Here is a 26111-nt window from a genome sequence, read left to right as displayed (position 1 = left end):
AGCCCGACGAGCGGAGACAGTCATGTGCGGACGCCTTTCACAGTACAGCGGCATTCATGACTTCGTTGCGGCCCTAAGCATGCCGAATGCCATGGTCAACTCAGTTGGCGAGCTTCCTCTGGAACGATACAACGTCGCCCCCACCACCCAGGTCGCCCTGCTCCATGTACAAGGCGAATTGCTGCTGGCTGATCCGGTGCGCTGGGGATGGCGACCGCATTGGGCCAAGGACCGCGCGGCGCCGATCAACGCTCGTGTCGAGAAGGTGGCCCACGGCCCGTTCTTCCGGGCAATCTGGCCGCACCGAGCAATCACACCGATCAATAACTGGTTTGAATGGGTCGATGAGGGTGCGCCGAAGAAGCAGCCCTACCTGATCCGCCGGCGCGACGGCGCGCCGATCTACTGCGCAGCTATCGGCCAGTTGCCCAACGCTGACGAAGGCCCAGGTGAGCATGACGGCTTCGTGATCATCACCGCCGACAGCGCCGGCGGCATGGTGGACATCCATGACCGGCGGCCCGTTGTGCTGAGTCCTGAACTTGCCCGTGAATGGCTGGACCCGGCCACGCCCAAGGAACGCGCCGAGCAGCTGGTACTGCACCAGGGCGAGCCAGCCGAGGCTTTCGAATGGTTCAAGGTCGATACGGCCGTTGGAAACGTCCGGAACAAGGGGCGCAACCTGATAGAACCTGCACCCTAAAACAGCCCGCCGAGGTCAGAAGGTTTCCAGTTCATGATCACAAGCTCGCCGCTGACCTCGGCTTTTCCCTGGCGCTGATTGGTGGTGCTGTAGCGGATGTCCAGCGTTTCAAAGTGGAACCCTTCAAACACCCGCCGAATATCAGGATGGTCGTTAATACTCACCATGACCTTGCCTTTGCAACGACGCATGAAGTCGGCCATTCGCTCATAGTTTTCGAACGGAAAGTCCACCCCGTAGCCCGCGGTCTGCCAGTAAGGTGGGTCCATGTAGTGGAAGGTGTGGGGCCGGTCGTAGCGCTCGGCGCATTCGAGCCACCCTAAGTTTTCGACATAGGTTCCGGAGAGGCGCTGCCAGGCTGCGGAAAGGTTCTCTTCAATCCGCAACAGATTAATAGCCGGGCCCGTAGTAGCAGTGCCGAAGGTCTGGCCGCTGACCTTCCCGGCGAAGGCATGGTGCTGCAGGTAGAAAAAACGGGCAGCTCGCTGGATATCGGTGAGGGTTTCCGGTCGGGTCATCTTCTGCCACTCAAACACTTGGCGCGAGCTCAGGGCCCATTTGAACTGGCGTACGAACTCCTCCATGTGGTTCTGCACGACCCGGTACAACGTCACCAGATCGCCATTGATATCGTTGAGAACTTCAACCGGGGCGGCCTGAGGGCGCATGAAGTAAAGCGCAGCACCACCAGCAAAAACTTCAACGTAGCATTCGTGCGGTGGGAACAGAGGAATGAGGCGATCAGCCAAGCGACGCTTGCCGCCCATCCATGGAACGATTGGGTTTGTCATTTTTGCAATCCTTTGCAAAGTGGGTGTTTTTTGGGGTCATGCTAATTTTTGCGATTGGGCATGTAGGTCAGGGCGCAATGGCCCTGACATACGCCTGGCACGCCCGCAGCGCGATCAATCCTTGGTCGCCGGCATCGGTGATGGAGATAATTCGATGAGCATGCGCTGGGTCAAGTTGGGCTCGACGGGCTGCATGAACCACGCCGACGGCGCCGGCGGCGGTAGGCACATTGCAGCCACGGGCTGTATCCGCTGCGTCGACAAGGACTGACAGCCGCACATCAGCAGTGGCAAGGCGATCGCGCAGAGCAGCCTGGGTACGTTGGGCATCGGCTAATTCTCGTATGTGTTGTTGGTCCTGGATGGCGAGCTGTTGCTCGGTGGCCAGGCGCTTGCTCTGATCAGCGCGGGCCTGGGCGGCAGCGGCCATGCTGATCCTGGTCAGATCTTCTTGATGCAGGCCGGCCTGCTCGGACAGCTTCTTGCCCATCCGCCAGTCTTGCACCTGCCAGGTCACGCCCGCGGTACCGGCCATCAGCACCAGCATCAGCACCAATAGGCCCGCCAGCTTCTGCACCGGCGTCATGCCAGCACCTTCAGCGCCTTGTCGTATAGCGCCTGGCGGTCGTCCTGGCCGGTGAGCCCGCCATTGATACGCCTGGTGATCTTCGCGAACTGCCCCTGATCAGCGAGTGTATTCAGCCCATTAGTCGACCAGAACCAAGCCGCCGACATCGCGGCGTGCTGCGGTAGCTCCAGCAGTTCCGGATTGCTGATGAGGTCCAGGCCAAGCGCCTCGCCGCATGCCGCGTAATTCGCCCGGCCCGTGATCTGGATCAGGCCGCGCCCGCGGTACTTGGAGCCGTCGCCCTTCTGTGTATTGCCCAGGTCCGCGCGGCCTTCGTAGCCGGCCTGCTGCGCGGTGGGGCCCCAGATTTCGCGCACCCATCGCAACTGTCCAGATTCGTGCCCTACTTGGGCGATGAACGCCGCCACCCGCACGGTGCCCACGATGCCGTAACGGCTCATGGCCGTGTTTAAGGCAGGAACAAAAACGCCGGCTTGGCGGCCGGCGTTCGGGAGGATATGCAGCAATTGCTGCTCGGTGATCGGCATAACTTTCTCCAGGCAAAAAAATACCCGCTCGTGGCGGGTGGCGGTGTTTGGCAAAAACTCAAGTCGCTGGTGGAGGGCTCAACCTATTGATGGTTGCGCGAGCTGCTGCGCGTGCTTCTTTGATGCCGTCCGGAATCGGTGTGCCATCCTCAAGCAGAGCGAAGGCATGCCAGTTGGTCTGGCTCAGGTACGCCCGAGCCTGACCCAGGCTCAATTCATCCGTTATGTCTTGCGCCGTTTTAATCGGTTCAAGCTTGCTCAAGTCCACCATTTTCTTTTCCTTCTCGGATATCAGGAAGTTCTGTTGCAGGGATCACTACAGGCGAGGTGTCGGGAAACTTCACCGGACCACTGCGCGCATCAATAATGATAGGTTCTGGTGGACTACGATATTCGTTGGGGCTCTCCATACTTAACGGAAGCTTCAAAGAAAAATGAAGAGTCTTACCGATCCTTTCTACATAATCGCTTGAGCCAGTGAGAAAGAATTTATTCTCAACTGCGGATGCTGGTAAGCGGTATCCGTCCGGTATGCCGGACAAATCGATGGCTTCTCCGTTGATCGTAATAACATCCCCGGACACAGAAGCTTCAAGCGGCCAATCGGACAGAAAAGGAAATAATGTAATTTTCATTTCCAGCGCCCCCAAACATTAATGGTAGGCACGAAAGCTTGAGCCGTCCCTCCGTTTCTGATAACGAAAGCCGCCGTATTCGCGTCGGACATATATTCTGCAATAACCCCGTAGAAGTCGTAAGTTTGTTGTGGCTGAGCATTAGTTGTTGACTTATAGAGGTATCCAAGGCCGCTATTTACTAATGTCACCGGAAGGGCGACAGTCACGACTCTGATTTCACCGACTGTAAAGTTCGAGGTCATCGGCGCGACCCCTCTGATATTCATTTCACCGTTTGCGTATTTGCTTACTAGGTAGTTACCGAATATCGCGGAGGACATCAATCCGCCGCCAGTGCCGCTGGGATCAAGTGTTGCGTTCACTCCGTTGTAAATGTTTGACCATGGCTGCCAGACGCCGTTAATCCTACGACGTTCGGCGCGTCCGCCATGGGTAATACCGAAAGCCTCTTGAGATTCGTACCCGACACCGTGCACGGAAACCCGCAAGAAAAAAGCAGCAGACCCAAACGATGGAGGCCCATTAGTAAAAGTACCGTTCAAGGCGTACAAAAATGCGTTGACTAGCGTATCGCAGTTGGCGCCGTTCCCAATCACGATAGCTGCGCCGCCATTCCATCCAGCGTGACCGGTTTTCAAAATACCACTGGGGTAATCCGAAGCCGTTGCAGTTACGGCTGCTGGCACCAAACCTAAACCTGCTTGTGCAGTGGCTTGCGAATTACCGCCAGTCCCACCTTTTGAAACCGGAAGAGGCGAAGTAGGTGTGCCAATGCCCTGGTAGAGTTCCGAGGTCATTGCATTTATCTTTGAGTTCGCAACGCGCGGCGTGTCGCCTCCAAGACCTAAAGGCGGCGTACCGAGAATAATTTCTTGTCTTGCCATGGCTTTCTCCAGGCGAAAAAACTGCTCGTAGCAGGTTCGGTATTTCGCGCAACTTCAGTTAAATGGAAACGGCAATCCCGCCGTCTTTATCACCAGCGCTGACGGAAACCTATCTGTAGGAAGGCTGTGATAGGAGTATGTTGCCGTCGTGCTTTGCGCTGGCCAATCTTGTGTAGTTGTCCTTCCCGGGGGCGCGAAAAAGAAAGAAATGCCACCCACTCTTCCGAAGGCACCCTCGGCCATTCCGTATGTAGTCGTATATCCAGAGGAAATAGTGTTCGGATCAACTATCCCGCATGACCTATTCCACGGAAGAAACGCGGCGTATTCGACTCCGGCGCCTATATCTACGTTTACCACGCTATGAACAATTGCCGACCCTGCGGTCGATTGAAAAGCGATACGTTCATTACGCCCGCCCACGTAAGTGAACACCGGCCTTCCAAAACGATCCAGCGGACCTGGGCCAGGTGCGCGTATGGATGCAACGACATTCATAGGATTTTGGTTTGAGTTAAACGTTATACCGCCTGACTCTTCGCTCTTCGTCTTTAGCCATGGTCCAGGCAGACCATCATTTCGCATCAAATCAAAACAATAATACTTGGTTGCAGCGTTAGCCCCGGCATACAGATAAGTTTTTGTGTTCCCGGAGACGGCGACCCCAGTAGCAACCCCCTTACCAACAAGGAAAACGATGGGGGATTGAGGATTATCAAGTGTAAATCCGTACTGATCATCCCCGGGAACACCAGCGTCTCTCCAACTGCTGCCAAGGTTAGGGTCTACGTTTATGCCTCTGAGAACCAACCGCCTCCAGTTTCCATTAAATGCAAGATTTCCGCTCTTCACCAGACCGTAACTTATTTTTCCGGTGTCATAAAGAAGCGCCCCACCCGACTGCCTTACAATTAATCTACCATCAGACATTAATAATACCCGTAGTAAATTCGACAATTAGCTGAGAAAAACCCCCATCCTGCCGTATTGTAGGAATATGCCCAGGAAAGAGATGTTCCATTTAGAATCACTCCCGGCCTCTTTCCCTTCTCAACTTGTAAATCCACCAGCGGCGAAACCGTAAAAAACGAGGTTCGACCAACTGGTGGCGCAGGAATCTGAATTGCTCCGTTTTGCCCGTTGGTGTCAATGCTACCGACCGTCTGACTGATAAACATGGTCATATCAACTTTAGTCACACCGGTATCTCGATCTCTGATAATTAATCCGACCATTTCAAAGACTCAAGTCAACACCAACAACACCGTTGGAATAAATGAATTTCAACCCATTATTATCAAGCAGCGAAGAGTTGCCATCTTTGCTACCACGTAGCGAAAATCTCCCCGATTTCATATCCAGCTCGATTAACGGATTCCCATTAGAGTCGACCGCTTCAGAACGCAGCGTCATCCCCAATATGATTTGTTGGATGAACGCTGCGCTGATTACAGCCTGATTCAGGACCACCTGATTCCCCTGAACAACAAACATTGGAATGAGCTGTCCGCTAACCTCGTCGACTACTGCAAAACGCTGCGCAAAAATCAGAAACTCCGACTGCTCGCCATCTGAGCCAAACGCGAAGCCGGAGGCGACCGTCTTTCCTCCAGCGGTGGTTTGGGCCTTAAACGTAACCATCGACGAAACCTTCCCGTCAGTGGTGGCCTGCGCCTTGCTAACCACCTGAATTGCCGCCGCGTTCTCGCCGGATGACGCTTGCACGGTTTCAATCTTCTGAGCCAATGCCTTATCAGCGTCTGCTAGCGCGGAGGTTTCCTGCTTGAAAGCTGCCTCGTTACTGCTGACCTTGGCCCCAATGGTGGTAACTCGCTCTGCCAGAGCAGACGTAGCGCTCGCTGCCGTTTTGGATACATCCAGAATGCTGGCTGTGTTCTCTTGGACCTTGGCTTCGACAATATCCGTACGCTGCGACTGGGCAAAATCCCGCTCGGCAATTGCGGACATCAGCGACCAGGCCCCGGCCGAGGCGGTGTCATCACCCGCACTGCCCTGCTCCGAGCCTGCGGAATCAGATTTCACCAGTGCATAGACGCCTTCTAAGCGCTCGGCGGTGGCGGTGACCTTGCCGTCCACCTCTTCGATGGCCGCCTTGTTCTGGCTGATCTCCAGCGCCATCGCCGCATTCGTTTCGGCGACGGTGCCTAGGTTGAACCAGTAGTTGGCGTTAGGCGGTATGGTGTCGACCGGTACCGCCTTGGTCGCCTGGAATAGCTGCTGGCCCACCCGGACCATATCGCCCTTGGCGTAGGTCTTTGTTGGAACGTACTCCAGTGCATCCACCACTTCAGAGATCAGGTTCTCCAACTCCTGCTTGGCTTTCTCCAAACGGTCGTTGACCGAGCCCGGCCCATCACCAGTAATCAGATCGATTTCTTCTCGCAGGCTCTGGTAGAGCGCACCCTTGCCAATCTTCTCGGCGAAGTACTTGTCGTACTCCGTCTGATCAGAACTGGCCCGGCCATTCACGGCGCCCGGGATCGGCCAGAAAGGTCCGAGGTTGCCGGTACGGTCCACCAGGCGAGCCCAGAAGTAGAAGCTCGCCCCTGCCAAGATATTCTGCATTTCGTGCTTGGCTTGCGGGTAGCTGAAGTCGCTCAGCTTCTCCGCAGTGGTTAGGTCCGGCGACGAGCTGTACCAGAGTTCCGTCCGCTGGGTGTCTTCGGCACCTGGTGGGAATCCCCACTGGATACCGATGCCATAAACTAGGCTGGTGGTGGTCAGGAACGCCACCGCCGGCGGCAACCCGACCTTTCCTTCCAGATTGGTTAGGTTGGAGTTCTTCCAGATCGAGGAGATCTCGAAGGCGCTGACCGACCGCACGCGAGCTAGATAGGCGCCCGAGTAAATGCCGGTAACGTCGACGCTAGTTGAGCCCGTGCGCTGCACCTTGATCCAGTTGCCGTTGTCCTTGCGCCACTCCACGTCGTACGCGACGGCACCGGTGACAGCCGGCCACGAGATGTTCATGGTACTGATGGCCAGGCCCTGATCCACAGAGTAGCTCGCCGTGATGTCGACGCTCGCCGGCGCAGGTACTACGGTGATAGGCACAACGCTGATCGGCCGTTCTTCAAGCCGCGCCCCGGTGTCAATGTGAGCGAACTTGCTCGGGTCGTACTGCACCGCCGAGATTTCAAACACGCCTGGCTCCGGCCGCGCTACGCTGACCACGCGATAAAGCGGGATGGCCAGGTCGTCAGCATCCAGCGCCCACACCAGTTCGCGCTCAGGCGGCACGGAATAAGCCACGGTCACGGTGACCTGCCGGCCACTGACCAGCTGCACGGTGCGGCCCTCGCACTTGCCGTCGGGCAGGTTGAGGATAAGACGGTCGCCTGGCTTGGCTTGGGTGTCGCGGTCAAGCGTGATGACCTTGCCATTCACTGCTGAGATACGCCCACCCACGGGGCGCCCCGCCAGCAGTTCGTCCGCGATAGGAATTACGTAGCCAGGCAGCGGGATACGCCCGTCCAGACCGACCTTGAAGGTAACGGCCCGGTCCTTGGAGTTGGTAAGCAGCGCCCACTTACCGCGGCGCTGGGCCTCCGACTCACGGTCGCAACCGATCGCACTGATCTCCAGGGGATTGTCGCCGTAGCGGCGCTGCAGCTTGTGGTCCGTAACGGAGGTGACGTCGGTGTCATAGTTATTCAGCGGGTTGTCGTAGCTGACCAGAGCCCGTGTGTAACGGGTGCGCTCCGACGCACTGGAATAGGTGAACTTGCCATCGATGACGTTCGCTCGTGTGTAGGCGAAGTCGAAGTCCGTAGCGCGCGGCATATCCGCAAGCGTGAACACCTGGCCCTGGGCCCAATAAGTCATGCCCCGGTAAATCGTCGAGATGTCGCGCAGCAGCGACCAAGCGTCAGCCTTGCTCTGAAGATTCAGGTTGCAGATGAAGCGCGGCTCCTGGCCACCCTTACCGTCCGGCACCAGTTGATCGCAATACTGCGAGATGCGGTACAGCTCCCACCTGTCCACCATCCAGGGCTTGATACGACGGCCCAGGCCGAAACGGTCGTTCGTGGTGATGCCGTAAGTGTGCCAAACGGGGTTGTCGGTCCAGGCTTCTTTGAACGTTCCGTCCCAAACGCCTGTGTAGGTGCGCGACCTAGTGTCATAGTTGCTCGGTACTTGCCATTTCCGGCCATCGCATTCGATCGTCACTGCAGGGATGCTGCGGAACTGCTCAGCTGAAAACTCGATGTAAAGCAGCGCGGTATTCGGGTACCGAATCTTCGCGTCGATTACCTCGGTGAAACCGGCAATCTGCATGGTGTCGGAGATTTTGTTGTTGTTCTGGTTTGCAGTCAGTCGAGTAATACGCATCAACCAACCGGACGTCGCCTTCGGAAGGTCAATGCGGCGGGTGCGCTCGTAGACACTGGTGGTCTTCCCATCCACGGCTTCGCTCAGCACCTGCTGATAGGCACCGCCATCAGTAGCCAGCTCAACCTTATATTCGATACGGTACCCATTGATATTGCCGCTGGCATCCACGGACTGCAGCGCGGGCCACGCGAAGCGCACACGAATGGCCGAAAGCTGAGTGTTGCTGATAGCCCGAACCCAGGGCGTACCACTGCGCAGCTCGGTACTGATCGTGGTCTCGTTCTCGATCGACGGAATGCCCTGGATATAGGTCTGATCCACTGCTCCGCTGCGCCATTCCCACTTCACGTTCGGGAAATTCATGTTCCCCTGCGGGTCTTGCAGCGGCGTATTGTCGAGAAAAATGTCCTTGGCAGTGGGCACACCATCAAACTCGCCCTCACCCAGGGCAATAAGCATTTTCGCAATGGCGACAGAGCGCAGGCTGTCAGCGGCCTCGGTGGGGGTTTTAGGTTTCTCGGAACCGCCCTTGGCGCCATAAACATCGATCTTGCGTGCTGCGCCCATGCTTTTCTCCAGACGTAAAAAAACCGCCCGAGGGCGGTTTTATTTGAAAGATTCAACCAGTTATTGTTATCTGTATATTTCGTGTCGCAACACCATACGCATCCGCCAGCTGAGAAATAACAGTCTTCATATCTATTGATTCTTTAAGGGGCTCCGGTCGTGCTAAAACGTTATCCCGCCCTATAAAAAGATCTTCGAAATCTTGTTTGTTATATTCGTTAAGCCACTTAGCCCCTGGCACTTGGACGGAACTTATGTAGCTCTTCTTAACAATTTCAGAAAATCGAAACCCTGCGAAGCTCGGCTCTTCAGCGCTAATTGTAATTTCATCGATTTTTGCAACTGCTCGAATCGAATTACCAACAACAAAAGCAACATACTTAAACTTAGATGGATGATGCTCTAGAAACCCCTCATCAAAATACTGGAAACAAAAACCTTCAAAAACTTTTGAAAGATTTTTTTCGTCATCAAGTTTAATTACCACACCTAACGTCGCCATAAAAACTCCATTTCTTAGCGCTATTCAGAGCGTCAGAATATAGACTACAACTGATCTTCGGCATAGATGGCCGCGCTAATAATTGCGCCCCCCCATCGCCGGCGGCCTGCGCAAAGCGAGACAGGATTGCCGGAGGCCGTGGTGTTCTTGGCGCTGCCGAACGCATAGCCGGGCGTGTTCTCCGGCGCGGCGCTGGTCTTGAGTCCGCCGGCCTGGGGGCTGAGCATCTGGATTACGCCGCCCAGCACCATCGATCCGCCCATCATGATCAGAGCGGACCCGAAGGGCGCACCGGCGCCGAACGTGCCGCCGGTGATGACAAGACCGACAACAATCAGTACAGCGCCGATGATGGTTTGCAGCGCTCCGCCGCGCTTACTACCGGTGATGATCGGGGCAATTCGAATATCGCCGCCGCCCGCAAACCCAAGCTCCTTTTCTGCCAGGTTCGTCTTTCCTCGGAATACGGCAAACTCAATCCCTCGTGATTTGGCGTTCGACAGGAAGCGTTCAAATCCGGGGATCTGCACGCACAGCGCCTTTATCGCCTCTGCGGGCGAATTCACAGCCATGCGGAAAGACCGGCCAAACTGTCGAAGTTGACCGTAAAGCAGGATCGTGGTCATGGGCTGATAATTGATGGCGAGTGCTGCCATTGACTTTTCTCCGGACAATAAAAAAGCCCGCCGAAGCGAGCTGATGGAAGTGGTGCGGACTATAGGCAGCCTTGCAGCGCGGCCAATCGCTTATCGGCGATCCAGTTCCCGACTACCACGTAATACTTCGCTTCGGCTCCCGAGCCTTTAGGCTGGATGTCAACGAAATACTGCGACCCTTCGGTGAATACCGTGTATCCGGTGTCGCGGCCAGGCTGAAGGGTTGCGCCAGGCGTGCCGCCGAAGATCGTCTGGTTCTGCCATTCGTACTGGACGCATTTAGCCAGCGCGGCGTCCGTTTTTTTGGAAGCGAGAACCTTGTACGGGCCAGACTGGCGAGCCTCGTTCATGGTTGGTGCCATACACCCCGCCAGCACCACTACCGCTACCGCAGCTATCAAAATCCGCATGTCGTTCCCTCTTTGGTTTGGCGGGACTGTAGCACTCAGCCCCAGAAAGAAAAATCCACTCGCAACGGAATGGATTCGAACACGTGCACTAAATATAGCCATTAGCTATCATGCGCTCCTTTTTCACTCCATGGATGCAGAGTAAATAATGAGCAATTCGAATTGGGTAGCAATCGTGTCTGTAGTCGCAACCTCTTTGGCTACTGGATATTCAACATACTCGAACAACAAATCCAATACGGATTTGGAAAATACAAAACAAGAGCACTTACTTTCTGTGGAGAAGCTGAAACAGGATAATTTGATCGCATTAGAGCGTGTAAAATCCGATCAGGAAAAGGATATTTTCTTAAGAACTAGAACTCTCGAAGTTCGCACTCAATATTGCAATGAAGCGAAATCGCTATACAAGGAACTCGGTGATGCTGTAATTACCTCAAAAGACAGGAATATCGAGATTCAGGCCAATGCATCTAGATTAACATCAAAGCTCAAAATCCAAGCGCTTGCATACCTTGATGATGGTATTTACGACAACTATATAAAGCAATCAAAAAACTCAGATGGTTCCGAAAACAGCGCGATTGTGGCTGCCCTTGCAACGCAAGTTAGACGATGCGCAGCTATGAAGCCAAGTGACGCGTAAAGATATTCATCCTCGAATCATGACTCTATCTTATTTCGGTGCCTAAGGATCAATCGTGTACGGTCATGCCAAGGCCCGCCGTAGACGATGATCTCGGACGGCCTGCCGTATAGGTGATGCAGCAGGAACGGGCCCGGGCCGAATGCGCCCGACTCTTCGTTAGGTAGTGCCGGATCAGTGCCCAGGTAAATCCCGGCATGGTTCGGGTGAACGGTGCGGCCAACCTGCATGACGATCATGTCGCCGCGTTGCGGTCGGTCGACGCGTACAAATCCGGCCGCCTCGTAGTTCTGCTCGTACAGGCTCGCGTTCTCCGCGCTCTCCCACCAGCCATCGGTGCGCTGGAAGGCTTCGAATTCCAGGCCCCACTCGCGGGCATACCAATCAGCGCAAACCTGCCAGCAGTCCCAGGCGCCGTGCACGAACGGGCGCTTGAGCAGCGGCGTGCTGCCCGTTGGCGTGATCGTGCGCATGTCGCCTTCGGGCCACGACAAAATGTGCCAGGGCAACGCCGTGGCCTCGCACATGGCCAAGTCATGCGGTGACGGCCTGCTGGTGGCGTCCGGATGCGAGTGAACGATGCCGATCACTTCGCCCAAGTCTTCCGCCGCGGCGTAGTCCTCGGGATCGAGCCTGAACTCTTCGTTCGGATCCGTGGCGATGTTCGGGCACGGGAAATACTTCTGCGCTCTGCCGACGGCCAGCAGCAGGCCGCAGCACTCGCGCGGATATTCCGCCGCCGCGTGCGCCTGGATGGACGCAATGATGTGCTTGCGCATGGTCAGCTCCGGGCTATGAGGGAAACGGCAGGAAATCCACCGAAGGACAGTTCGTTGTTCTCGCCGAAGCGCAATTTGCACGACGACAGACAGCCTTTGCACTGATCCTTGGCCGGGTCATCCGTGGGGTTGTCCTCATCGTCGAACATGGCCGCGCCGGTGTAGCCGCAGTCCGGCCCCCGGTAACCATTGGTCATGGCCCAGTGGCAGAACGTGGTCATCTGCCGCCCGGGCAGGCCGTGGTTATCGATCTCGCCCGGGGAGGACAGCTCCCAGACCACCGCCTCACCGTCCTCGCTGGTTTTCTGGTCGATGTACCAGATCTCCAGCGCCTCCTGCGCCGGGTCGGCTGTTGGGTTGCCCTCGGGGAAGTTGGCTGCGTCCAGGTACTGGGCCAGGGTCTCGCGGACCGTGAGCTTGAACTTGAGCATGTCCTCGAAAGCCAGGCACAGCGCCGTGACGCGCCCGTTGACGTTGCCGGCGGCAAAAGTCGGCCGAGAGGCGGTGCCATCGCTGCTTGAGGAAATACCCTCAATCTGCACCGGCCAGGCCGCGTACTCCTCACCTTGCCAGATAATCGACTTGGCGGGCAGGTCCTCTTCGGAGCCCTCGTAGGCCAGCAATTCCTCTGGCGTGTGCGGGATAGCGTGACCGTGGAAGCGCAAGTAATCGGCGCCGTATTCGGTACCGTCAATTTCGAACAGGCGAATCTCGCCGCCGGGCTCCAGTTTCTGGATGTCCGTGATCAATGCCATGTGCGGTTATCTCAGGGATGGAAGGTTTGCTGGAAAGTCGCAGTGATGGCGTATACCTGGCCGCCGCGGTGCACTGGCTTGTAGCCGTTGCACTTGTAGAGGCCAAGCTCACCCAGGGGCGGCTCCCAGAGGAACCCCTTCGCCCCTTTATGCCGGTCGAGGAACGCCATGATCTCCTTGATGCGCCCCTTCAAACCTGTGAAGGTCACCGGCCAGGATTGCGATCGGTTGTTGAGGCCATCCTCGACCGACTGCTCGTAGCCATCTCCGAACTTCTTGGAGCGGACGCGCTGGGCAATATCGCCCTCCGCGCCTTTCTCCGTCGCCCAGGTAAATCGTTCGATAGCCATCATCGCCCCTTGATTGCGTTGTTGATGACGCCGCCCTGGCGCATGTCCCTGCTCCGCAGTTCCTGGTACTTCTGCTCTACGAACGTCGCCAGCTCCTTGCCGAAGAGGTCATAGCCAGGTGCATCAGCCGAGGAGGTAGCGTTGCCGTCGCCATCGATATGCACTTCGACATTGATCTGCGTTACGCCAGCCCCACCGCCGCCTATTGCCATAACCCCAAGCTTGCCGCTCGACGTCCGGGTCAGCGGCATGATTGCCTCCTCACCAGCTTCACCCATGACGCCGGTTTTGCCATTGGCCATCCCGAACGCCGTGGGCTTGCTGACGATGGAGTTCGTGAACGCACCGCCGTCGGCGAACATCTGCACACCGCTCGACCACGCGCCGCCCTTGGCTTGCGGGAAGTAGGTGCTGGAGTATCCGGCAGATGATGCCCCGAGGTTTGACGATGTGGCGCCAGCAGACCCGGCAGCCATGCCATTGCCGCCGCCGGCCGCGCTGCCACCGAAGTAACTCGCCGCCGCGCCAACCAGACTGCCAAGCAGTGCCGAACTTGCTTGCCGTGTCGCAATGCGCGCCATGTCCGCCAGGACCGATTTGGCGAAGTCCGAGAACGATGCCTTACCGGTCATGGCAAAGTTGATGATGGAATCCTCCATGGAACTGAAGGCGTTGCCGAACAGGCTTTTGGTTTGCCCGGCGATGTTGCGCGCCGAATCCAGGTAGTTATCCCAGGCTGCCGTTGCGCCCTTCGTCCAATCGCCCTGGGCGTTCTCCACATCCGCGTAGTTCTGCCGGATCTGGTCCGTCGCGGCCTTGTTCGCGTCGGCGAGCGCCTGCGATTTGCGCTTAAACTCTTCCTCCGACATGTTCCGCGATGGATCGGATTTCTGGTTGGCAAGCTCCAGCGACTGCTGAGCAAACCGGTCCTGCTGGCTGTTCAGTTCGCCGCTGAGCGCCTTCTGGCGGTCACCCTGCCCCACGCCTAGCACTGCGCGCTGGCCCGCAAGCTCCAAGGCTCGCTGTTGCTGAGCCAGCGCCTGTACGTAGGTGGTGATTGACCGTTCCTGCTTGGCCAGGCGTCCGGTCTCGTTGGTGGCCAACACCTCAAGCTGACTGTCGGCATCCTTCTGCGCCTTGACCATGCCTGCGCGCGCGTCAGCAATCTTCTGGTCAAGTTGGATGCTTTGCGCAGCCGACGTGGACTTCTTCCCCTTGGCCGCTTCCAGTGCGGCAATCTCAGCCTCGTAGGCTGTCGTGACCTGATCCAACTCATTTCCGATCAGAGCCTGGCGCCGCAGCACGTAGTCTTCTTCGGAAAGCAGACCAGACTTCTGTAATGCCCCCAGTTCCTTCTGGTAATTTTTGTACGTGTCGGTGATGGCCGCCAGGTCATTCTTGGCGTTGTTGAAGCTGGTCAGATCGACCTGGGTACCAGCGGCTTTCGGGTCTTTGAACTTGTCGTTGATGTTGGCGATGTTCTTGTCGACCGTCGCCTGCGCCAGGCGTGGGTCGTTCGGCGCTATCTTGCGGATATCGTCTAGCTGCTTTTTGTAATCCTTGATCGCCTCGGTGCGCTTCTGCTCATTCGTCCATGAGGACTTGGTGAGCGCGTCAACCTTTTGCATAGAGGTGATGGCGGCTTGCTGGGCCTTCGCTTGATCGCCTTCAAGCTTTGCGATCTCAGCCTGTGCGGATTTCTGGTCCTCAAGCATGTTCAAGCGATTCTGATAGAGCTCAATCATCTCCTGCTTGTTTTGGAAAAAGCCAACGTCGCCCGACTGCGCGCTCGCCAGGTCTCGACGAGCCTGCTCGATATCGGCGCCGATGTCTGGACGGCCAATGTTCTTGAGGCCATCAGCCGCACGAGCAACTGCGTTGTAGCCTTTCTCCCAGAAACTCAGGCTCTCCAGAATCTTCGGAGTGCGTTCATTTATCGCGTCGGCGTACTGCTCGGTCGCCAACTTTACCGCGCCAGCGTGGTCGCCCTGCTCTTCCAGTGCGGTGATCTGCGAATAAACCGAAGCCGTCAGATAGTGATACTGCTCATTCAGGGCAGCGGAAGCCTTAACTGGATCATCGGCAAGCTTCACGAACTCGGCGACCGTCTCGCTGACGGCTTTACCGGTCGCCTCCTGCATCGAAACGGTGGCCTGGGTGATGCCCGCAAAACTCTCGCCAGCGATCTTGCCGTTATCCGCCAGCATCGCCAGTACCGCAGCGGCCTGGCCGGTGGTCCCGACGGTAGCACCGACCTGACGCGCCATGTCGCCCAGTTGTCCGGCACTCACGCCAGCGTAGTTGCCGGTTAGGATCAGCGACTTGTTGTAGCTGTCCTGCTCTTCGCTTCCTTTGTGGTAGGCGTACGCCAGGCCGCCCACGGCTGCGGTAGCCAGGGCCAGAGGTGCCAGGATGGCAAGCAACCCCGCAGCACCTGCACCGGCTCCTGCGCCCAACTGAGCCACGGCGCGCACACCGCTGCCCCAGTCACCCGACGACAGGGCGTTCCCAAGTTGTACGACATTTTCCTGTGCCTGGCGTGTGCCGAGACGCAGCTTGTCGAAGCCGGTGGTGGTCTTTTCGAGCTTTCCGTAATCCTTGTCGATCTTGGCCAGGGCGCTGTTGTACTGGTCCTGGCTGATTCGACCCTCGTCGAGATGCTTGCCCAGTTGCTCGACCTGCGTATCCAGCTTTGCCAGTGCAGCGCGGGCCGGGTCAATCGCCCCTAGCAAGCTGTTCAAGGCTTTCTGCTCATCCATCGCAGACTTGGCCAGGGCCACCTGCTGCTTATCGAGCTGAGCGGATATCTTCGCCGCTTCGGCCTCGCCATAGGCGCCGGTCTTGGTCAGCTTGGTTAGCGCTTCACGCTGCTTAGCCAGGTCCTGGGTGGTTTTGGCGCTGGTGGACAGCGACTTTTCCAGGGCCTGCATTTCGTTCATCAGCGAAACGGCGGACTGCTCGGCCCGGCCGCCAGCCTTCGCCATTTCATCCAGGCTCGTTTTCGCCTGGATTGCATCGGCCGAGTCGATCTTCACGCCGAGTTCTGCAATGTTCATCGACTCACCTTGAATAAGTGCCCGTGGTTACGGGCTGTTTTCCCTTTCCTCCGCCATGACGCGCAGGGCTTCGCCTTCCAGCACCTGAAGGTCAGGGAAGATTTCAGCAAGTTTCTTTTTCTTAATGCCGAGAAAACCGGCCACGTCGCGGATGCTGCTGTAGTCGAGGCCAATCGCGCCGCCGGCGCCTGCTCGCCACTGGGTGGACATCCGGTTGAATAGGAGGAAGGCAGACCAAAGGCACGGCCAAACCTCGAATTCTTCTTCCATGTCCTCTGCGTCCCAGCCGAAAGCCGCGATCTGCTCGGCATCCGGCGGGGATTCATACAGGGCGCGGGCGGCGCGGATCAGTTTCCCGTGCGAGCCTTAGCGAAAGCTGCCTGGTACGCATCCACGACGGCCTCGGTCGTCCCATGACACGAAGTCACCAAGGCCTTGATGCTCTCGTCATCGAACTTGTCCTCGAACTCCCAGCCTACGACCAGATCCTTGATTTGCTGCATCTGGTTTTCGGTATCTACGGCAATAATTTCCGATACCGTTGGTTTTTCACCAAAGCGCTCTTGGCCGTCCTCGCGCCGCTGATTCCACTCATCGAACAGGGCTGCCAATTCGATACGGTTTCGATACTTGAACGTGAATTGAACCTTCACTGGCTCCTGACCAACGACGGGTATCATCACCGCGCCCAGAAACGTCGGTGCCTGGGCAATCTTGAATTTCGCCATGATTAAGCTCCGCCGCCAGCAGCAACTGGCGCGCGATACGCAGTGATTTCCGCGTTGATGGTGAACCCGAAGGAGACAGCAGCGCCTTCGTTACGCACCAGCGTCGGCGTCTTGTTGAACGATGCGTAGCCAGCGTAGTAGATCGTTTTGCCGTTGGGCAGCGACATACGCAGGATGCGGACTTCCTTCTCGCGGTCAGCCTTATCGAGCTCTTCGTACCAAGCCAGGCTGTCATCGTCAGCCAATTGGAAGGCGAAAGCCTGTGCGTTTTTGGTGGTCGGGATCTGCTTGTCGCGACGAGCCTCGAGCGGCGCATAAGTCCAGTACTGCTGCTCGCCACCGGACATGGAGTTGCCGATCACTTGGTTGACGGCTACCCAGCCGGTAACTTTCTTGGCGGTGCCGCCGCTGATGCCGTCCGGAAAGAAAGCAACATTGGATGTGTCGATGCCTTCCAGGGTAAATGCGCCGGCGGCAGCGTTGGATACACGCACGGCGCGCTCGTTGATGTCCTCCCAGCCGGAGGTGATCAGCAGAATATCGCCATTGGCAAAACCGTTCGCCGCGCTGGTAGCGACACCCGGGTTTGCGTTGCTGATTGCGGAAATCAGCTTGGCGGCGGCGAACCCGCTGGAGATCGAAAGCGTTGCCCCGTTGGGGAAATAGACAGACATGGGTTTTCCTCTTTGCATAAATGACAAAACCCGCACTTAGCGGGTTCAGGATTTGCCCAACGGGCGGGTTATGGCGTGGTGTCGGACCGGTAGGTAAACGAGAGCGGCACGGTATAGGTTGAGTCGCCAGTAATGCCTGGACCAACATCTACAGGCGTCATAGGCGTCACCACGAAACCGTTCTTCACGTCGCGCACATACAGCGGGAATAGCGCGATGAGTTCGGCGGCAATTGGGTTCGTCTTGGCCTTCCCGGTACCCGCCGGCGCGATGATGCTGACCTGAAACACTCCGGTATACAGCCGGTGATCACCGCCGAGCGTGTTGCTCGCGGTGTCGCCCGGGATAGTGAAAGCTCGAAGATATGTCTCCCCCTCCCCCGGCGTGTAAGCCGTGTTCTCGAAAACGATCTTGAGCTTCTCGTCCCTGCCAGCGTTCCAGGCGATCAGCTTGGCCTCGTAGATCGAGGCGATGATTGCGTGACTCATACCTGGTTGTTCCTGATGGCCTCCAGCACTATCTGCTGGAAGCGAGCCACGGTTACCCGAACCATGCCGCCGGGGGCCTGGGTGGAATGGCCGAACTCCAGCGGGATTGCATAAGGCAAGTTGTTGATGATGTAGGCCATCTGGCCTGCGGTGAAGTCGCTCATTGCGGCGACCAGCGCGGCAGTGGTCTCAGCACCGCTTGGGTCCACCTCATCGAAGGTGACGCTTTCGACCACGCCCAGTGAGATGTGCCAGTTGGCACGGAAGCGTCCACCGACGTATCCCTCGGGCGCCTTGATGTCCATGCCGTCGTTGAGCTTGCGGCCCTTCTTCAGCCTGCCGCCCTTGGTAAGGTTGGCCGGATCACTGCGCAATGCGCCGTTGTGATCGTCGACGGCCTTGTTGTACTGAGTCGCCACTGCGTTCTGCGCCCAGATCTCCGGGTTGCCCACGGGCGACATGCGAATCAGGCTGCTGCCGACCTCGATGATGATCTCGCGCACGCTGGCGTCGATGGTCTCGCCGGCCTGAGCGGCGAACTCGGCCAAGCTGAGCGCAAAACTGCCGGACTGTCCGGCGCCTGCCCGGCTCACGACCGCACCTGCAACTCATACAGGATCGGCGTACCGGCTGGATTAATCTCTTTCAGTGGCGGAACGATTGACCAGCTGCGGCCCTGGACCGCTACTTTGTCGAGCAGACCCGGCACCCAGGCCAAGCCCTGCGCCGCGATCTTGAGCTTCTTGTCGCCCTGCAGAATGAGGCTGTTGTTTTGGAATTCTTGACCAGTGAAGTCAAGCAGGATGCCTTGGGCAATCTGCTCGACGGAGGCACCAGGAGCTTCGCCGCCGATGTTCGGGTCGTACTCGCCCGGCTCCGTCTTGCTGATGGTCACGGCCTGGCCGAACTCTGTGATCATCTCCAGAGCCATCACGGCCATTTCGTCGTAGAAGGTAGCCATGGTGGTCTCCGTTGCTGCTAAGCGCGCACTGCGAACAGCCCGCGCTTTTGTAGGTAGTCCGCAAACTGCGTGGCGCTCGGACGATCCGGCGCAGCAGGCAATAGCCGATTGCTTGTGTTGGAGATCGTCGCGTACTCGCGAGTGACCGCGCCCTCGACGCGCTCAAGTGTCACAGCCCCCTTGCGCTTGTCGATTGGGTCGATGTCGTCCTGATGTATCTCGGCGGCCAGGGCCATCTGCCCGTACTGAATGCGCGCTGGCAGATAGTTGTCCGGCTTGATCTCGCGATCCAGCAGCACTTCCCTGCGCGGCCAGGACAGGGCCTGCTCGCTATTCGACTTGCGACCCTTCCAGGTCATGCCATCCATCACCAAGGCGGCCCGGCGAAGCAACGCCTCTTGCGCGGGAGCGCCCGCAGGGATGACCGTGCCGAATTTCACGGCATACAGGGCCAGGTCCTCGGCGCTCGCGTAGCTTTCAGCGTCAGGCTTGCCGGTGCCGTCCTCGATGATGAGCATGATTACTCCTTGATTTCGTTCAGGCGGTCAGCCTCGGCCTTCGCCTCATCGGCAGTGCCGACGAACTCGCCAAAGCGTACACCGTCGCGGGTGATGATGATCCACTGGTCGTTCGATTCCAGCTTCGGAATGTAGACCGACTCATCCTTCGTGCCATCCTTGAGGGTCCCGTTAGTGCCACCGGTCAGCACGGTTTTACCGGTTTTTTCCTTACCGGAGGCCACTTTGTCCTTCGCGGTTTTTTCCTTACCGGCGGCGGACGTAACCGGAGTTTTGCGGATCTGTACCTCGACCTCAATCTCGGCAGCGTCATACGCGGATTTGATCTCAGGGTAATCGCCCACAATAACGACCTTTGTCACGCCACGCTCCACTGCGCGGAACAGATCGGGATTGCGGTAGCGCTTGTTGGGGTCGAAGTCACCCAATTGGTTGCTATAAACGAGTTCCATGATTATCTCCATGGCGGCCATTGCTGGCCGCGCCTTGAGGTCGGTGTTAACCGCCGACTGGTGGGGTGGTGGTGAGGGTGATCATCACGCCGGCGGTGACCTTGTTGCTGTCCGAGTGCTTGACCCAGTTGGCGGCCGAACCAACAGCGGCCAAGGTTGGGTTGGAGCCACCGGTAGACTCTTTCCAGCTGTAGCCCAGGACGTCGATGTTGACGGTGCCCTCGGCGCGGTAGCCGATAGCCAGGTTCTCTTCGTCGTTCACCTCGTACGAACGGAAGCCTGGCGCCTGGGATTCGGTGATCACCACGGCGTTTGGCAGCAAGCCGAAGATCGCGTCGACCGGCGCCTTGTCGGTCACCAGTACCGGCTTGCCCAGGGTGCCGGGCAGGCCGCCGTAGATCACGACGCCTGCCTCTTCGTAGACCTTGTTCGCAATCGCTTCGTCAACGATGTCGAAGTAGGCAGACGAGTGCATGACCCACAGCGCAATGCGACCGAATTTGTCGCCGAACTTGCGCATACCGCGGGTCAGAGTCTTCTTGCCGTCGGTTTCGATGTTGGCAGTTACCACCATGCCAGCGTTGGAGCCGATGGCAGCCTTCAACGCGCCGGTGGCGTATTCGATGAAGCCTTCGATGGTGGCGTCGGCCACGTCGGCGCCGATGATCTGGGAGAACTCTTCCACCGGGCGACCGCGGCGCTTAAATGCCTCTTCAGTGGTCTGGTATGGGCCGTACTTCCACGGGGCCTTCACACCTACAGCCTCGCCTGCACCGATTTTCTTGGCGTTGACTTTGGCTTCGGAGTTCACGTCACGGTGTTCCAGGCCACCGCCGAGCTTGTAGAAAGCACGCTTGCGGAAGTCACCTTGGATCAGTTCGTTGTCGAGAACGATTGCGCCGTTGGACGACGCATTGAACACGTCCAGATTGTCCTGAATACGCTCCAGATATGCAGTTTGCGCCTCATCGTTGTAGATGATCAGGTCGCTGTTTACGGTTGTAGCCATGGGTTTGTCCCCTTACTTGGGCAATGCGAGGAATGCGGTTTGGCCGTGCTTGCGCTGGTAGTCGCGCTTTTGCTCAGCAGTCATTTCGGAGCGCTTGAATGCAGCCTGGCCGCCACCCCCGCCCGGGGCTTGTGTCCCTGAAGCCCTAGGCCACAGGTGAGGAGCGCTTTCGCGCAAAGATTCCGCCCATTCGAGCGGGGTCAGAGGGGACTTGCCGTCTTTGCCGAGGATGGGCTGGCCATTCTCGTCAACGGCGACCGCTTCACCCTCTTCGTTCAGCGTAAACACGCCCTTGGCGCGCAGGATGATGTCGTCAGTTGCTTCGGGGAGTGCACCAGCCTTCAGGGCGGCGCCACGCACCGAGTCACCCAGGACCTTGCCCTGGAACTTGGCGGCGAAGGCCTCGGCCTTCTCGGCGCGGCCGGTGATGGCCTTCATCTGCTTGTCGTAGTCACTGCGTAGGCGCTCGGTGCGGCGATTGAACACCTCGTCCACCTTGCCCTCCGTCAGCAGCTTGGTTTCCTCGTCCTGGCCCGCACGACTGAGCAGACCTTTCACAGCGTCGATGTCGATACCTTCAAACTGGGTTTCGAACTGGGTCAGCTTGCCGGAGGTTTCCTTCAGCTTACCCAGAAGCTCCGAGTTCTTGGTTTTGAGACCAGACACAGATGCTTCAACGGCAGTCGCGATAGCGGCCTTGATTGCCGGGTTTTGCAGGTCGATTTCGTTTTCTTCTGCCACGTTGATGCACCCCTTGGGTATGTTTCGCCCGCTTTGCAGGCAATAAAAAACCGCCCGGAGGCGGCTGAGTAAGTGTGTTCGGCTAAATCCCGGCGCGCTCGAAGGCGAGAGGCTCCAGGCTTTTCATCTGTTTCAATGTCAGCGGCGCAAAGTTGCGGTCAAGCTGCAGCTCGGCGAAGCGCTCGACGGTCAACCCGCCCTCCCGGAACAGCTTGCCCCGTACAGGCCCTATAGCCACATCCTGGAACGATGCCGGCTGCTGCTGGAGCCAGTGGTAGTAATCCAGATCGGCATTGACCTGCTGCCCTCCATTGGCACCAACGAAAGCCCGCGTAGCGCCTTTGGCGAACATTGCGCTGAGCTTCGTCAGTAGGATGAAGGTGGTACGGCAATTCGGGTGGAACGGCGGCCTCGGGCCGGACTCCACCGGAAACTTGCGCTTGTCCATCGAGCGGCATTGCTGGCTGGTCTTGCTGTCCAGCGTGGCCACCATCTGGATCTCTTCGACGATATCTGTGTTGGCCTTTGCCACCGCCATCCGCGCCTGGGACGATACATGTTGAATGGCGGTGTGCACGATAGTGCTGGCATTGCGGTTGGTGATGGCCAGGATGCCGTCTTTGTACCCGGCAGCCTTCGTACCGCGGATGTTTCGGATGATCTGGAAGTTCGTCTGGCCTTCGAAAAAACCCTGCCGAATAGTGCCGGTGACACGCTCACGCTCGGCGCTAGTCCAGCCCTTGATGAAAGCCTTCAGCAGCTTCCCGCCGCCGGTACCGCGCACGCTGAGAGGATTCGTTAGCACGGCTGTGCGGATCGCGGCAGCCGTCGGCGCGACGACATCCAGCGAAACGCCAACCGGTGCCGACCTGGCAAGGCTGGTCGCCTCGAACTCAGCCTCGTAGTTGGCGATATCCACCAGGTCGAGGTTCAGTTGCGCGCTGTAACGGTCGAAGATGCCCAACAGTAGGCTATCTACTTCCTTCAGCATCGCTTCAAGGCGCTTGACGTTGTACTCGGTCAGGTCCGATTGGGTAAGCCTTTCACGGATAGATCGGTCAATCTCCTTGACGAAAGGAGCGAACTTGCCCACTTCCCCTGCCTTGAGTTTTTCGAGGAAGACGGCGTGCCGGATGGTCGCGTCAAGTACTGCCTGGTTCACTGCCATCTACTTTGTCCTCGTCGTCCAGCCCAAGGCCATCGCCCTGCTCTTCCAGTTCGCCGTCGATCTGTTGATCAGTACGCTCTGGTGCGATCAGCCCAAGCTTGCGCAGGTAAGCCCGCAAGTCCGCCTTGGCGAATCCGCCGTTCTGCCACAAGCCAACCAAGGCCGTGATCATCTGCGGATCAGCCGAGAGTTCGACGAACTCCTGATTCACCTGGTAGGCGACCTTATTGTCGGTGATGCCCATGTAGGTGCAGCACCACATGATGGCTCGTGTGTAGGCTTCGCTGACGTTCGCCACGCACCCGGCAAGAACTGATGTCGATGCCGACTGGTCGCCGCGAGACTCTGTAGCGGTCTTGGTGGCTAGTGACGCCACAACCATCCGCGCGCCCAGCTCGATCATCATCTGGTTTTTGTCGGCCATGGCCTCCTTTACCAGCGTGTTAGGCGTGGGCTGCGCATAACCGAAGGCGCCACCAGCGGGCAGCATCATCGGGGCCCTGGAGCCAACGTAAATACCGTTTTTCTCCATCCAGTCGCGCCAGGACTCGTCGAGCCCACTGATCCACGGCTGGGCCTGGCCGCACCAGAACACACTGTCTTCGTAATCAGCGCTGTTCCGGTAGTGGCCCAGGTTGATCATGGCGATGTCGTAGAGAGGCGACTCATCAATGCTCGGATCGTTGTTCTGTGCACCGACGAAGGTGAACGGGATCTCCTTCAGCCGGCCACCGGCACCCGTAGGCCGGAATTCCTCAGTAACCGCCAGTGGCCCGCCAGTCTCTGGCCCTGACCGGCGCCATACTCGACAAACGAAGCCGTCTTCCTCCAAGGCCAGCTCTCGGTACTGCTCAACTGTTTTGAAGCCAAAGCCATCGGGAATTTCCGGCGACTCCTTCAGTACTACCAGCGTCAGCACGCTGTGACCGTTCACCATACCGGTGCGCCAGTTGATGATTTCCTCGGCGCAGTAGGTGAGGATCACCGCATGCCCGCCGATGCCGTCGTCTTGGTGATAGTCGACATACAAACCATGCCGGCCAGCCTCGAGTACCTTCTCCAGCGTGCCCTGGGAGTGCTGATAAATGCTCACACCAGAGCCGTTGGCGTTGTCTTGCAGGTATTCCAGCTTCGTCGGCACCGTCAGGGTCGGGTCTTTATGGAAGGCCAAGCCAAGCAAACCGTTTCGGGTGTGGCCTGTGGCATTCTTGAACACTGCGCGCTCACGGTAAGCCCGATTCCGGTCTTCGTTCTCCGGCGACTTGTCGTGTGCGTTGATGTAGGGCAGCCGATCGACAACCCTGTGCTGGCCCGCGCAGACATCGCGAACGGTTGCCCAGCGGTCTAGCACTGCCGTGTATTCCGCCCGCTTGAAGGAGACGTCGTTGCTCATCGGGCGTATCCCATTTTGATAGCGGTGACCGGTTTGATGATCGGGTACTCGCGGTGGATGAAGTAGCCGCCGGCGTCGTTCGCGTGATCGATGCCGGCGGTTTTGTCTGGCTCCCCGTTCGCGCCCCACACCTGCTGCTCCAGGCCGTCGGCGTAGGTTGGACAGGTGAACGGGTTAACTAGGTAACGGCGCTCGCCCTGCGCATTGCAGAAGACGGCGTTCATTGCGTTTATACGGTCCTTCACCGGCGGGTTCGCAGCTGGAGCAATTACCGCGAACCCGGCCTGCTTGAGCATGGCCAGGTCGGTGATACTGGCGTTCACGGACTTGCGCGAATCGCCCGAGGCATCCGGGTAGATCCGGATCTCGCACGTCTTCTTGAACTCATTGCCGTCGTGCTGCCAGTAGCGCTCTTTGATCCGGCGGATCATGTCGGGCGTGTCGTAACCATCGATCAGCTCATCCACGGCCCTGGGCAACCCCTGGTCGCGCTTGACGTGGGTGATAGCCGCCATCTTCCCGACGTTGAAGTCCATACCAATGTACAGCGACTCGCCGGGCTGCACGGTGTCGAAGCATCCGTTGAGCTTGCGGTCGTAGGCCGTATAGATCGTGCCGGACGTCAGGTTGACGAACTGGCCTTTGAGGTACGCCATGATCAACTGAGGCGGGTACGACTCCATCAGTGATGCGATGTAGTCATCCGGCAAGTTCAGCTCGTTGTCGAACGTGCTGGCCTGCACCAAACCATACATATCTTTCAGCGACGGCTTATCGCGCAGCTGTTTCACAAACTGCAGGAAGACGAACTTGAAGCCTTCCGGCGTCGTGGTGACGTCCACCCCGTTCTTCAGCCCGGGTAAGTTGTAGCGCATTCGGGCAATAATCTTGCGCCAGGCCTGCTGCGCCTTGACTGCGGTGAGCACGTCCAGCTCATCCACCAGGGCGTGGCCGATCTTGAAGCCGACGATTGTCTGCGGCTTCTCCATAGACCGGCAGATCACAGTGCCGCGGGACTGCCGGCCGCTGTAGATGTGAACCTCGTGGTTCGCCTGATTGATCTTCGTCTTCAGCCCCCAGTCGTAGGCCACCTCATCCATCGTCGGATAGAAGATGTCCCGGATTTGCGGGTAAGTCGGTGCGAAGTAGCCAGCGTTAACACCGGGCCACTCCATGAAGTGCTTGCTCAGTGCGGAGCATCCAACCCACGTCTTGCCCGAGCCGAACCCCGCAACGAACGCGCGAAACTTGTGGGGCAGCGTGAGGAACTGAGCCTGCGGAACATTAAGGCTCGGCATTCGGCTTCCTCGCATCCACCACGTCGACCTGGATTCGGGTCGGGATCACCGGTTCGTCGCCAACCTCTTCCTTCCGGGCCCGGTTGACGTAGATGTCGCCGGTTTCCTTCGCGGCCTGTTCGAGAATTTGCATTGCCAAGCCGATGTTCTTCATCGTCTCAGCCTTCTCCACAAAGCGGTTCATGGCGCGGAGGCGGAAGGCGCGGTTGGCGATCGGGATATCGACTGTTTCTTCCCTGAAGCGCTTGCGACACTCTTCAAAAAACGTCTTCCACTTCTGCCCGAGGTCGCGACCGGAATACTTGGTAGGGTCGTATCGCTCACACAGTTGGCGGGATACTTCGATGCCGTATTGCTCCTTGACGGCCTGACAAACCTGACTGGGGGTGTCGAAGCAGGCCAGGGCTTGGACAATAAAGGCCTTCACCTCATCTTTCAGGGCTGCCATAGATTCGTTTTCCGTCAAGGGCTG

At 57.9% G+C, this 26111-nt stretch carries 30 protein-coding genes; 2 read left to right on the top strand and 28 right to left on the bottom strand.

What is annotated here, in order from left to right:
• The first annotated feature begins 22 nt into the window (after window positions 1–22).
• Window positions 23–703, top strand: coding sequence for an SOS response-associated peptidase family protein (locus HRH33_RS13215; RefSeq protein ID WP_173603510.1), 681 nt, complete (start codon window positions 23–25; stop codon window positions 701–703).
• On the opposite strand, the gene HRH33_RS13210 is transcribed toward HRH33_RS13215, so the two are convergent.
• From HRH33_RS13210 to HRH33_RS13165, 10 genes are all read right to left on the bottom strand, one after another.
• The gene (locus HRH33_RS13210) at window positions 700–1494 is read right to left on the bottom strand and encodes a DNA adenine methylase (RefSeq protein ID WP_123479054.1); all 795 of its coding nucleotides are present in this window, start codon (window positions 1492–1494) and stop codon (window positions 700–702) included. The genes HRH33_RS13215 and HRH33_RS13210 overlap by 4 nt on opposite strands.
• Before the next feature lie 67 nt (window positions 1495–1561).
• The gene (locus HRH33_RS13205; RefSeq protein WP_123479053.1) at window positions 1562–2080 is read right to left on the bottom strand and encodes a lysis system spanin subunit; all 519 of its coding nucleotides are present in this window, start codon (window positions 2078–2080) and stop codon (window positions 1562–1564) included.
• A complete protein-coding gene (locus HRH33_RS13200) occupies window positions 2077–2610 on the bottom strand; it encodes a glycoside hydrolase family 19 protein (protein WP_167418482.1) in 534 nt (177 codons plus the stop codon). Before HRH33_RS13200 ends, HRH33_RS13205 begins: the two co-directional genes overlap by 4 nt.
• A gap of 248 nt (window positions 2611–2858) precedes the next feature.
• Window positions 2859–3245 (bottom strand): hypothetical protein, encoded by a 387-nt coding sequence (locus HRH33_RS13195; RefSeq protein WP_173603509.1) that lies wholly within the window; start codon window positions 3243–3245, stop codon window positions 2859–2861.
• On the bottom strand, window positions 3242–4132 hold the full coding sequence (locus HRH33_RS13190; protein ID WP_173603508.1) for a pyocin knob domain-containing protein: 891 nt from the start codon (window positions 4130–4132) through the stop codon (window positions 3242–3244). Before HRH33_RS13190 ends, HRH33_RS13195 begins: the two co-directional genes overlap by 4 nt.
• A 929-nt stretch (window positions 4133–5061) precedes the next feature.
• Complete coding sequence (locus HRH33_RS13185; protein ID WP_167418703.1) at window positions 5062–5367, bottom strand: hypothetical protein; 306 nt, start codon at window positions 5365–5367, stop codon at window positions 5062–5064.
• Between the two features lies 1 nt (window position 5368).
• Window positions 5369–9055, bottom strand: a complete 3687-nt coding sequence (locus HRH33_RS13180; RefSeq protein ID WP_173603507.1) for a TipJ family phage tail tip protein — start codon at window positions 9053–9055, stop codon at window positions 5369–5371.
• A 52-nt stretch (window positions 9056–9107) separates the two neighbouring features.
• Window positions 9108–9557 (bottom strand): hypothetical protein, encoded by a 450-nt coding sequence (locus tag HRH33_RS13175; RefSeq protein WP_173603506.1) that lies wholly within the window; start codon window positions 9555–9557, stop codon window positions 9108–9110.
• A 44-nt stretch (window positions 9558–9601) separates the two neighbouring features.
• Window positions 9602–10213 (bottom strand): tail assembly protein, encoded by a 612-nt coding sequence (locus HRH33_RS13170; RefSeq protein WP_173603505.1) that lies wholly within the window; start codon window positions 10211–10213, stop codon window positions 9602–9604.
• 59 nt (window positions 10214–10272) lie between these two features.
• Entirely contained in the window at window positions 10273–10623 is a 351-nt protein-coding gene (locus HRH33_RS13165; RefSeq protein WP_173603504.1) for a hypothetical protein, read from the bottom strand.
• Window positions 10624–10771: 148 nt separating this feature from the next.
• Here HRH33_RS13165 and HRH33_RS13160 point away from each other — a divergent pair, with 148 nt between their 5' ends.
• Window positions 10772–11269 carry a hypothetical protein gene (locus HRH33_RS13160; protein WP_173603503.1) on the top strand — a complete coding sequence of 166 codons (498 nt, stop codon included), beginning with the start codon at window positions 10772–10774 and terminating at the stop codon, window positions 11267–11269.
• 17 nt (window positions 11270–11286) lie between these two features.
• Here HRH33_RS13160 and HRH33_RS13155 read toward each other — a convergent pair whose 3' ends face one another.
• The 18 genes from HRH33_RS13155 to HRH33_RS13070 form a co-directional block, all read right to left on the bottom strand.
• Entirely contained in the window at window positions 11287–12048 is a 762-nt protein-coding gene (locus tag HRH33_RS13155) for a C40 family peptidase (RefSeq protein WP_173603502.1), read from the bottom strand.
• Window positions 12049–12050: 2 nt separating this feature from the next.
• Entirely contained in the window at window positions 12051–12803 is a 753-nt protein-coding gene (locus HRH33_RS13150) for a phage minor tail protein L (protein ID WP_173603501.1), read from the bottom strand.
• A gap of 11 nt (window positions 12804–12814) precedes the next feature.
• Window positions 12815–13153 (bottom strand): phage tail protein, encoded by a 339-nt coding sequence (locus HRH33_RS13145; protein WP_173603500.1) that lies wholly within the window; start codon window positions 13151–13153, stop codon window positions 12815–12817.
• The gene (locus HRH33_RS13140; protein WP_173603499.1) at window positions 13153–16209 is read right to left on the bottom strand and encodes a phage tail tape measure protein; all 3057 of its coding nucleotides are present in this window, start codon (window positions 16207–16209) and stop codon (window positions 13153–13155) included. The genes HRH33_RS13145 and HRH33_RS13140 overlap by 1 nt, the downstream gene beginning before the upstream one ends.
• 27 nt (window positions 16210–16236) lie before the next feature.
• A complete protein-coding gene (locus HRH33_RS13135) occupies window positions 16237–16509 on the bottom strand; it encodes a DUF1799 domain-containing protein (protein WP_425326825.1) in 273 nt (90 codons plus the stop codon).
• Between the two features lie 47 nt (window positions 16510–16556).
• Window positions 16557–16937 carry a phage tail assembly chaperone gene (locus HRH33_RS13130; protein WP_173603497.1) on the bottom strand — a complete coding sequence of 127 codons (381 nt, stop codon included), beginning with the start codon at window positions 16935–16937 and terminating at the stop codon, window positions 16557–16559.
• A 2-nt stretch (window positions 16938–16939) separates the two neighbouring features.
• Entirely contained in the window at window positions 16940–17611 is a 672-nt protein-coding gene (locus tag HRH33_RS13125; protein WP_056785418.1) for a phage tail protein, read from the bottom strand.
• Window positions 17612–17679: 68 nt separating this feature from the next.
• Window positions 17680–18099: a phage tail terminator-like protein gene (locus HRH33_RS13120; protein WP_173603496.1), complete on the bottom strand. Its 420-nt coding sequence runs from the start codon at window positions 18097–18099 to the stop codon at window positions 17680–17682.
• A complete protein-coding gene (locus tag HRH33_RS13115; RefSeq protein WP_173603495.1) occupies window positions 18096–18692 on the bottom strand; it encodes a hypothetical protein in 597 nt (198 codons plus the stop codon). Before HRH33_RS13115 ends, HRH33_RS13120 begins: the two co-directional genes overlap by 4 nt.
• Window positions 18689–19060 carry a hypothetical protein gene (locus HRH33_RS13110; RefSeq protein WP_173603494.1) on the bottom strand — a complete coding sequence of 124 codons (372 nt, stop codon included), beginning with the start codon at window positions 19058–19060 and terminating at the stop codon, window positions 18689–18691. Before HRH33_RS13110 ends, HRH33_RS13115 begins: the two co-directional genes overlap by 4 nt.
• A gap of 17 nt (window positions 19061–19077) precedes the next feature.
• Window positions 19078–19581: a DnaT-like ssDNA-binding protein gene (locus HRH33_RS13105; RefSeq protein WP_173603581.1), complete on the bottom strand. Its 504-nt coding sequence runs from the start codon at window positions 19579–19581 to the stop codon at window positions 19078–19080.
• The gene (locus tag HRH33_RS13100; protein ID WP_244962423.1) at window positions 19581–20030 is read right to left on the bottom strand and encodes a CTP synthase; all 450 of its coding nucleotides are present in this window, start codon (window positions 20028–20030) and stop codon (window positions 19581–19583) included. The genes HRH33_RS13105 and HRH33_RS13100 overlap by 1 nt, the downstream gene beginning before the upstream one ends.
• 46 nt (window positions 20031–20076) lie before the next feature.
• On the bottom strand, window positions 20077–21039 hold the full coding sequence (locus HRH33_RS13095; RefSeq protein ID WP_173603492.1) for a major capsid protein: 963 nt from the start codon (window positions 21037–21039) through the stop codon (window positions 20077–20079).
• A gap of 12 nt (window positions 21040–21051) precedes the next feature.
• Window positions 21052–21780 carry a hypothetical protein gene (locus tag HRH33_RS13090; RefSeq protein WP_173603491.1) on the bottom strand — a complete coding sequence of 243 codons (729 nt, stop codon included), beginning with the start codon at window positions 21778–21780 and terminating at the stop codon, window positions 21052–21054.
• A gap of 82 nt (window positions 21781–21862) precedes the next feature.
• The gene (locus HRH33_RS13085; RefSeq protein WP_173603490.1) at window positions 21863–22948 is read right to left on the bottom strand and encodes a minor capsid protein; all 1086 of its coding nucleotides are present in this window, start codon (window positions 22946–22948) and stop codon (window positions 21863–21865) included.
• A complete protein-coding gene (locus HRH33_RS13080; protein ID WP_173603489.1) occupies window positions 22923–24341 on the bottom strand; it encodes a DUF4055 domain-containing protein in 1419 nt (472 codons plus the stop codon). The genes HRH33_RS13085 and HRH33_RS13080 overlap by 26 nt, the downstream gene beginning before the upstream one ends.
• A complete protein-coding gene (locus HRH33_RS13075; protein ID WP_173603488.1) occupies window positions 24338–25639 on the bottom strand; it encodes a terminase large subunit domain-containing protein in 1302 nt (433 codons plus the stop codon). Before HRH33_RS13075 ends, HRH33_RS13080 begins: the two co-directional genes overlap by 4 nt.
• Window positions 25626–26087 carry a DUF2280 domain-containing protein gene (locus tag HRH33_RS13070; protein ID WP_017479621.1) on the bottom strand — a complete coding sequence of 154 codons (462 nt, stop codon included), beginning with the start codon at window positions 26085–26087 and terminating at the stop codon, window positions 25626–25628. Before HRH33_RS13070 ends, HRH33_RS13075 begins: the two co-directional genes overlap by 14 nt.
• Window positions 26088–26111 lie beyond the last annotated feature (24 nt).

It is taken from the genome of Pseudomonas rhodesiae (assembly GCF_013285305.1).
GTDB classification, from domain to species: domain Bacteria; phylum Pseudomonadota; class Gammaproteobacteria; order Pseudomonadales; family Pseudomonadaceae; genus Aquipseudomonas; species Aquipseudomonas rhodesiae.
Note: the sequence above shows the minus strand (reverse complement) of the source record. Positions and strands in the feature narration are given on the sequence as shown.

Bases quoted from the DNA above. Each gene is read 5' to 3' on its own strand.
- HRH33_RS13125 (WP_056785418.1), bottom strand. From the start codon at position 17,611: ATGTCTGTCTATTTCCCCAACGGGGCAACGCTTTCGATCTCCAGCGGG.
- HRH33_RS13185 (WP_167418703.1), bottom strand. From the start codon at position 5,367: ATGGTCGGATTAATTATCAGAGATCGAGATACCGGTGTGACTAAAGTT.
- HRH33_RS13195 (WP_173603509.1), bottom strand. From the start codon at position 3,245: ATGAAAATTACATTATTTCCTTTTCTGTCCGATTGGCCGCTTGAAGCT.
- HRH33_RS13210 (WP_123479054.1), bottom strand. From the start codon at position 1,494: ATGACAAACCCAATCGTTCCATGGATGGGCGGCAAGCGTCGCTTGGCT.
- HRH33_RS13075 (WP_173603488.1), bottom strand. From the start codon at position 25,639: ATGCCGAGCCTTAATGTTCCGCAGGCTCAGTTCCTCACGCTGCCCCAC.
- HRH33_RS13150 (WP_173603501.1), bottom strand. From the start codon at position 12,803: ATGGCATTGATCACGGACATCCAGAAACTGGAGCCCGGCGGCGAGATT.
- HRH33_RS13190 (WP_173603508.1), bottom strand. From the start codon at position 4,132: ATGGCAAGACAAGAAATTATTCTCGGTACGCCGCCTTTAGGTCTTGGA.
- HRH33_RS13180 (WP_173603507.1), bottom strand. From the start codon at position 9,055: ATGGGCGCAGCACGCAAGATCGATGTTTATGGCGCCAAGGGCGGTTCC.
- HRH33_RS13095 (WP_173603492.1), bottom strand. From the start codon at position 21,039: ATGGCTACAACCGTAAACAGCGACCTGATCATCTACAACGATGAGGCG.
- HRH33_RS13100 (WP_244962423.1), bottom strand. From the start codon at position 20,030: ATGGAACTCGTTTATAGCAACCAATTGGGTGACTTCGACCCCAACAAG.
- HRH33_RS13200 (WP_167418482.1), bottom strand. From the start codon at position 2,610: ATGCCGATCACCGAGCAGCAATTGCTGCATATCCTCCCGAACGCCGGC.
- HRH33_RS13155 (WP_173603502.1), bottom strand. From the start codon at position 12,048: ATGCGCAAGCACATCATTGCGTCCATCCAGGCGCACGCGGCGGCGGAA.
- HRH33_RS13080 (WP_173603489.1), bottom strand. From the start codon at position 24,341: ATGAGCAACGACGTCTCCTTCAAGCGGGCGGAATACACGGCAGTGCTA.
- HRH33_RS13215 (WP_173603510.1), top strand. From the start codon at position 23: ATGTGCGGACGCCTTTCACAGTACAGCGGCATTCATGACTTCGTTGCG.
- HRH33_RS13160 (WP_173603503.1), top strand. From the start codon at position 10,772: ATGAGCAATTCGAATTGGGTAGCAATCGTGTCTGTAGTCGCAACCTCT.
- HRH33_RS13175 (WP_173603506.1), bottom strand. From the start codon at position 9,557: ATGGCGACGTTAGGTGTGGTAATTAAACTTGATGACGAAAAAAATCTT.
- HRH33_RS13110 (WP_173603494.1), bottom strand. From the start codon at position 19,060: ATGGCTACCTTCTACGACGAAATGGCCGTGATGGCTCTGGAGATGATC.
- HRH33_RS13170 (WP_173603505.1), bottom strand. From the start codon at position 10,213: ATGGCAGCACTCGCCATCAATTATCAGCCCATGACCACGATCCTGCTT.
- HRH33_RS13145 (WP_173603500.1), bottom strand. From the start codon at position 13,153: ATGGCTATCGAACGATTTACCTGGGCGACGGAGAAAGGCGCGGAGGGC.
- HRH33_RS13140 (WP_173603499.1), bottom strand. From the start codon at position 16,209: ATGAACATTGCAGAACTCGGCGTGAAGATCGACTCGGCCGATGCAATC.
- HRH33_RS13130 (WP_173603497.1), bottom strand. From the start codon at position 16,937: ATGGCGAAATTCAAGATTGCCCAGGCACCGACGTTTCTGGGCGCGGTG.
- HRH33_RS13070 (WP_017479621.1), bottom strand. From the start codon at position 26,087: ATGGCAGCCCTGAAAGATGAGGTGAAGGCCTTTATTGTCCAAGCCCTG.
- HRH33_RS13120 (WP_173603496.1), bottom strand. From the start codon at position 18,099: ATGAGTCACGCAATCATCGCCTCGATCTACGAGGCCAAGCTGATCGCC.
- HRH33_RS13205 (WP_123479053.1), bottom strand. From the start codon at position 2,080: ATGACGCCGGTGCAGAAGCTGGCGGGCCTATTGGTGCTGATGCTGGTG.
- HRH33_RS13165 (WP_173603504.1), bottom strand. From the start codon at position 10,623: ATGCGGATTTTGATAGCTGCGGTAGCGGTAGTGGTGCTGGCGGGGTGT.
- HRH33_RS13085 (WP_173603490.1), bottom strand. From the start codon at position 22,948: ATGGCAGTGAACCAGGCAGTACTTGACGCGACCATCCGGCACGCCGTC.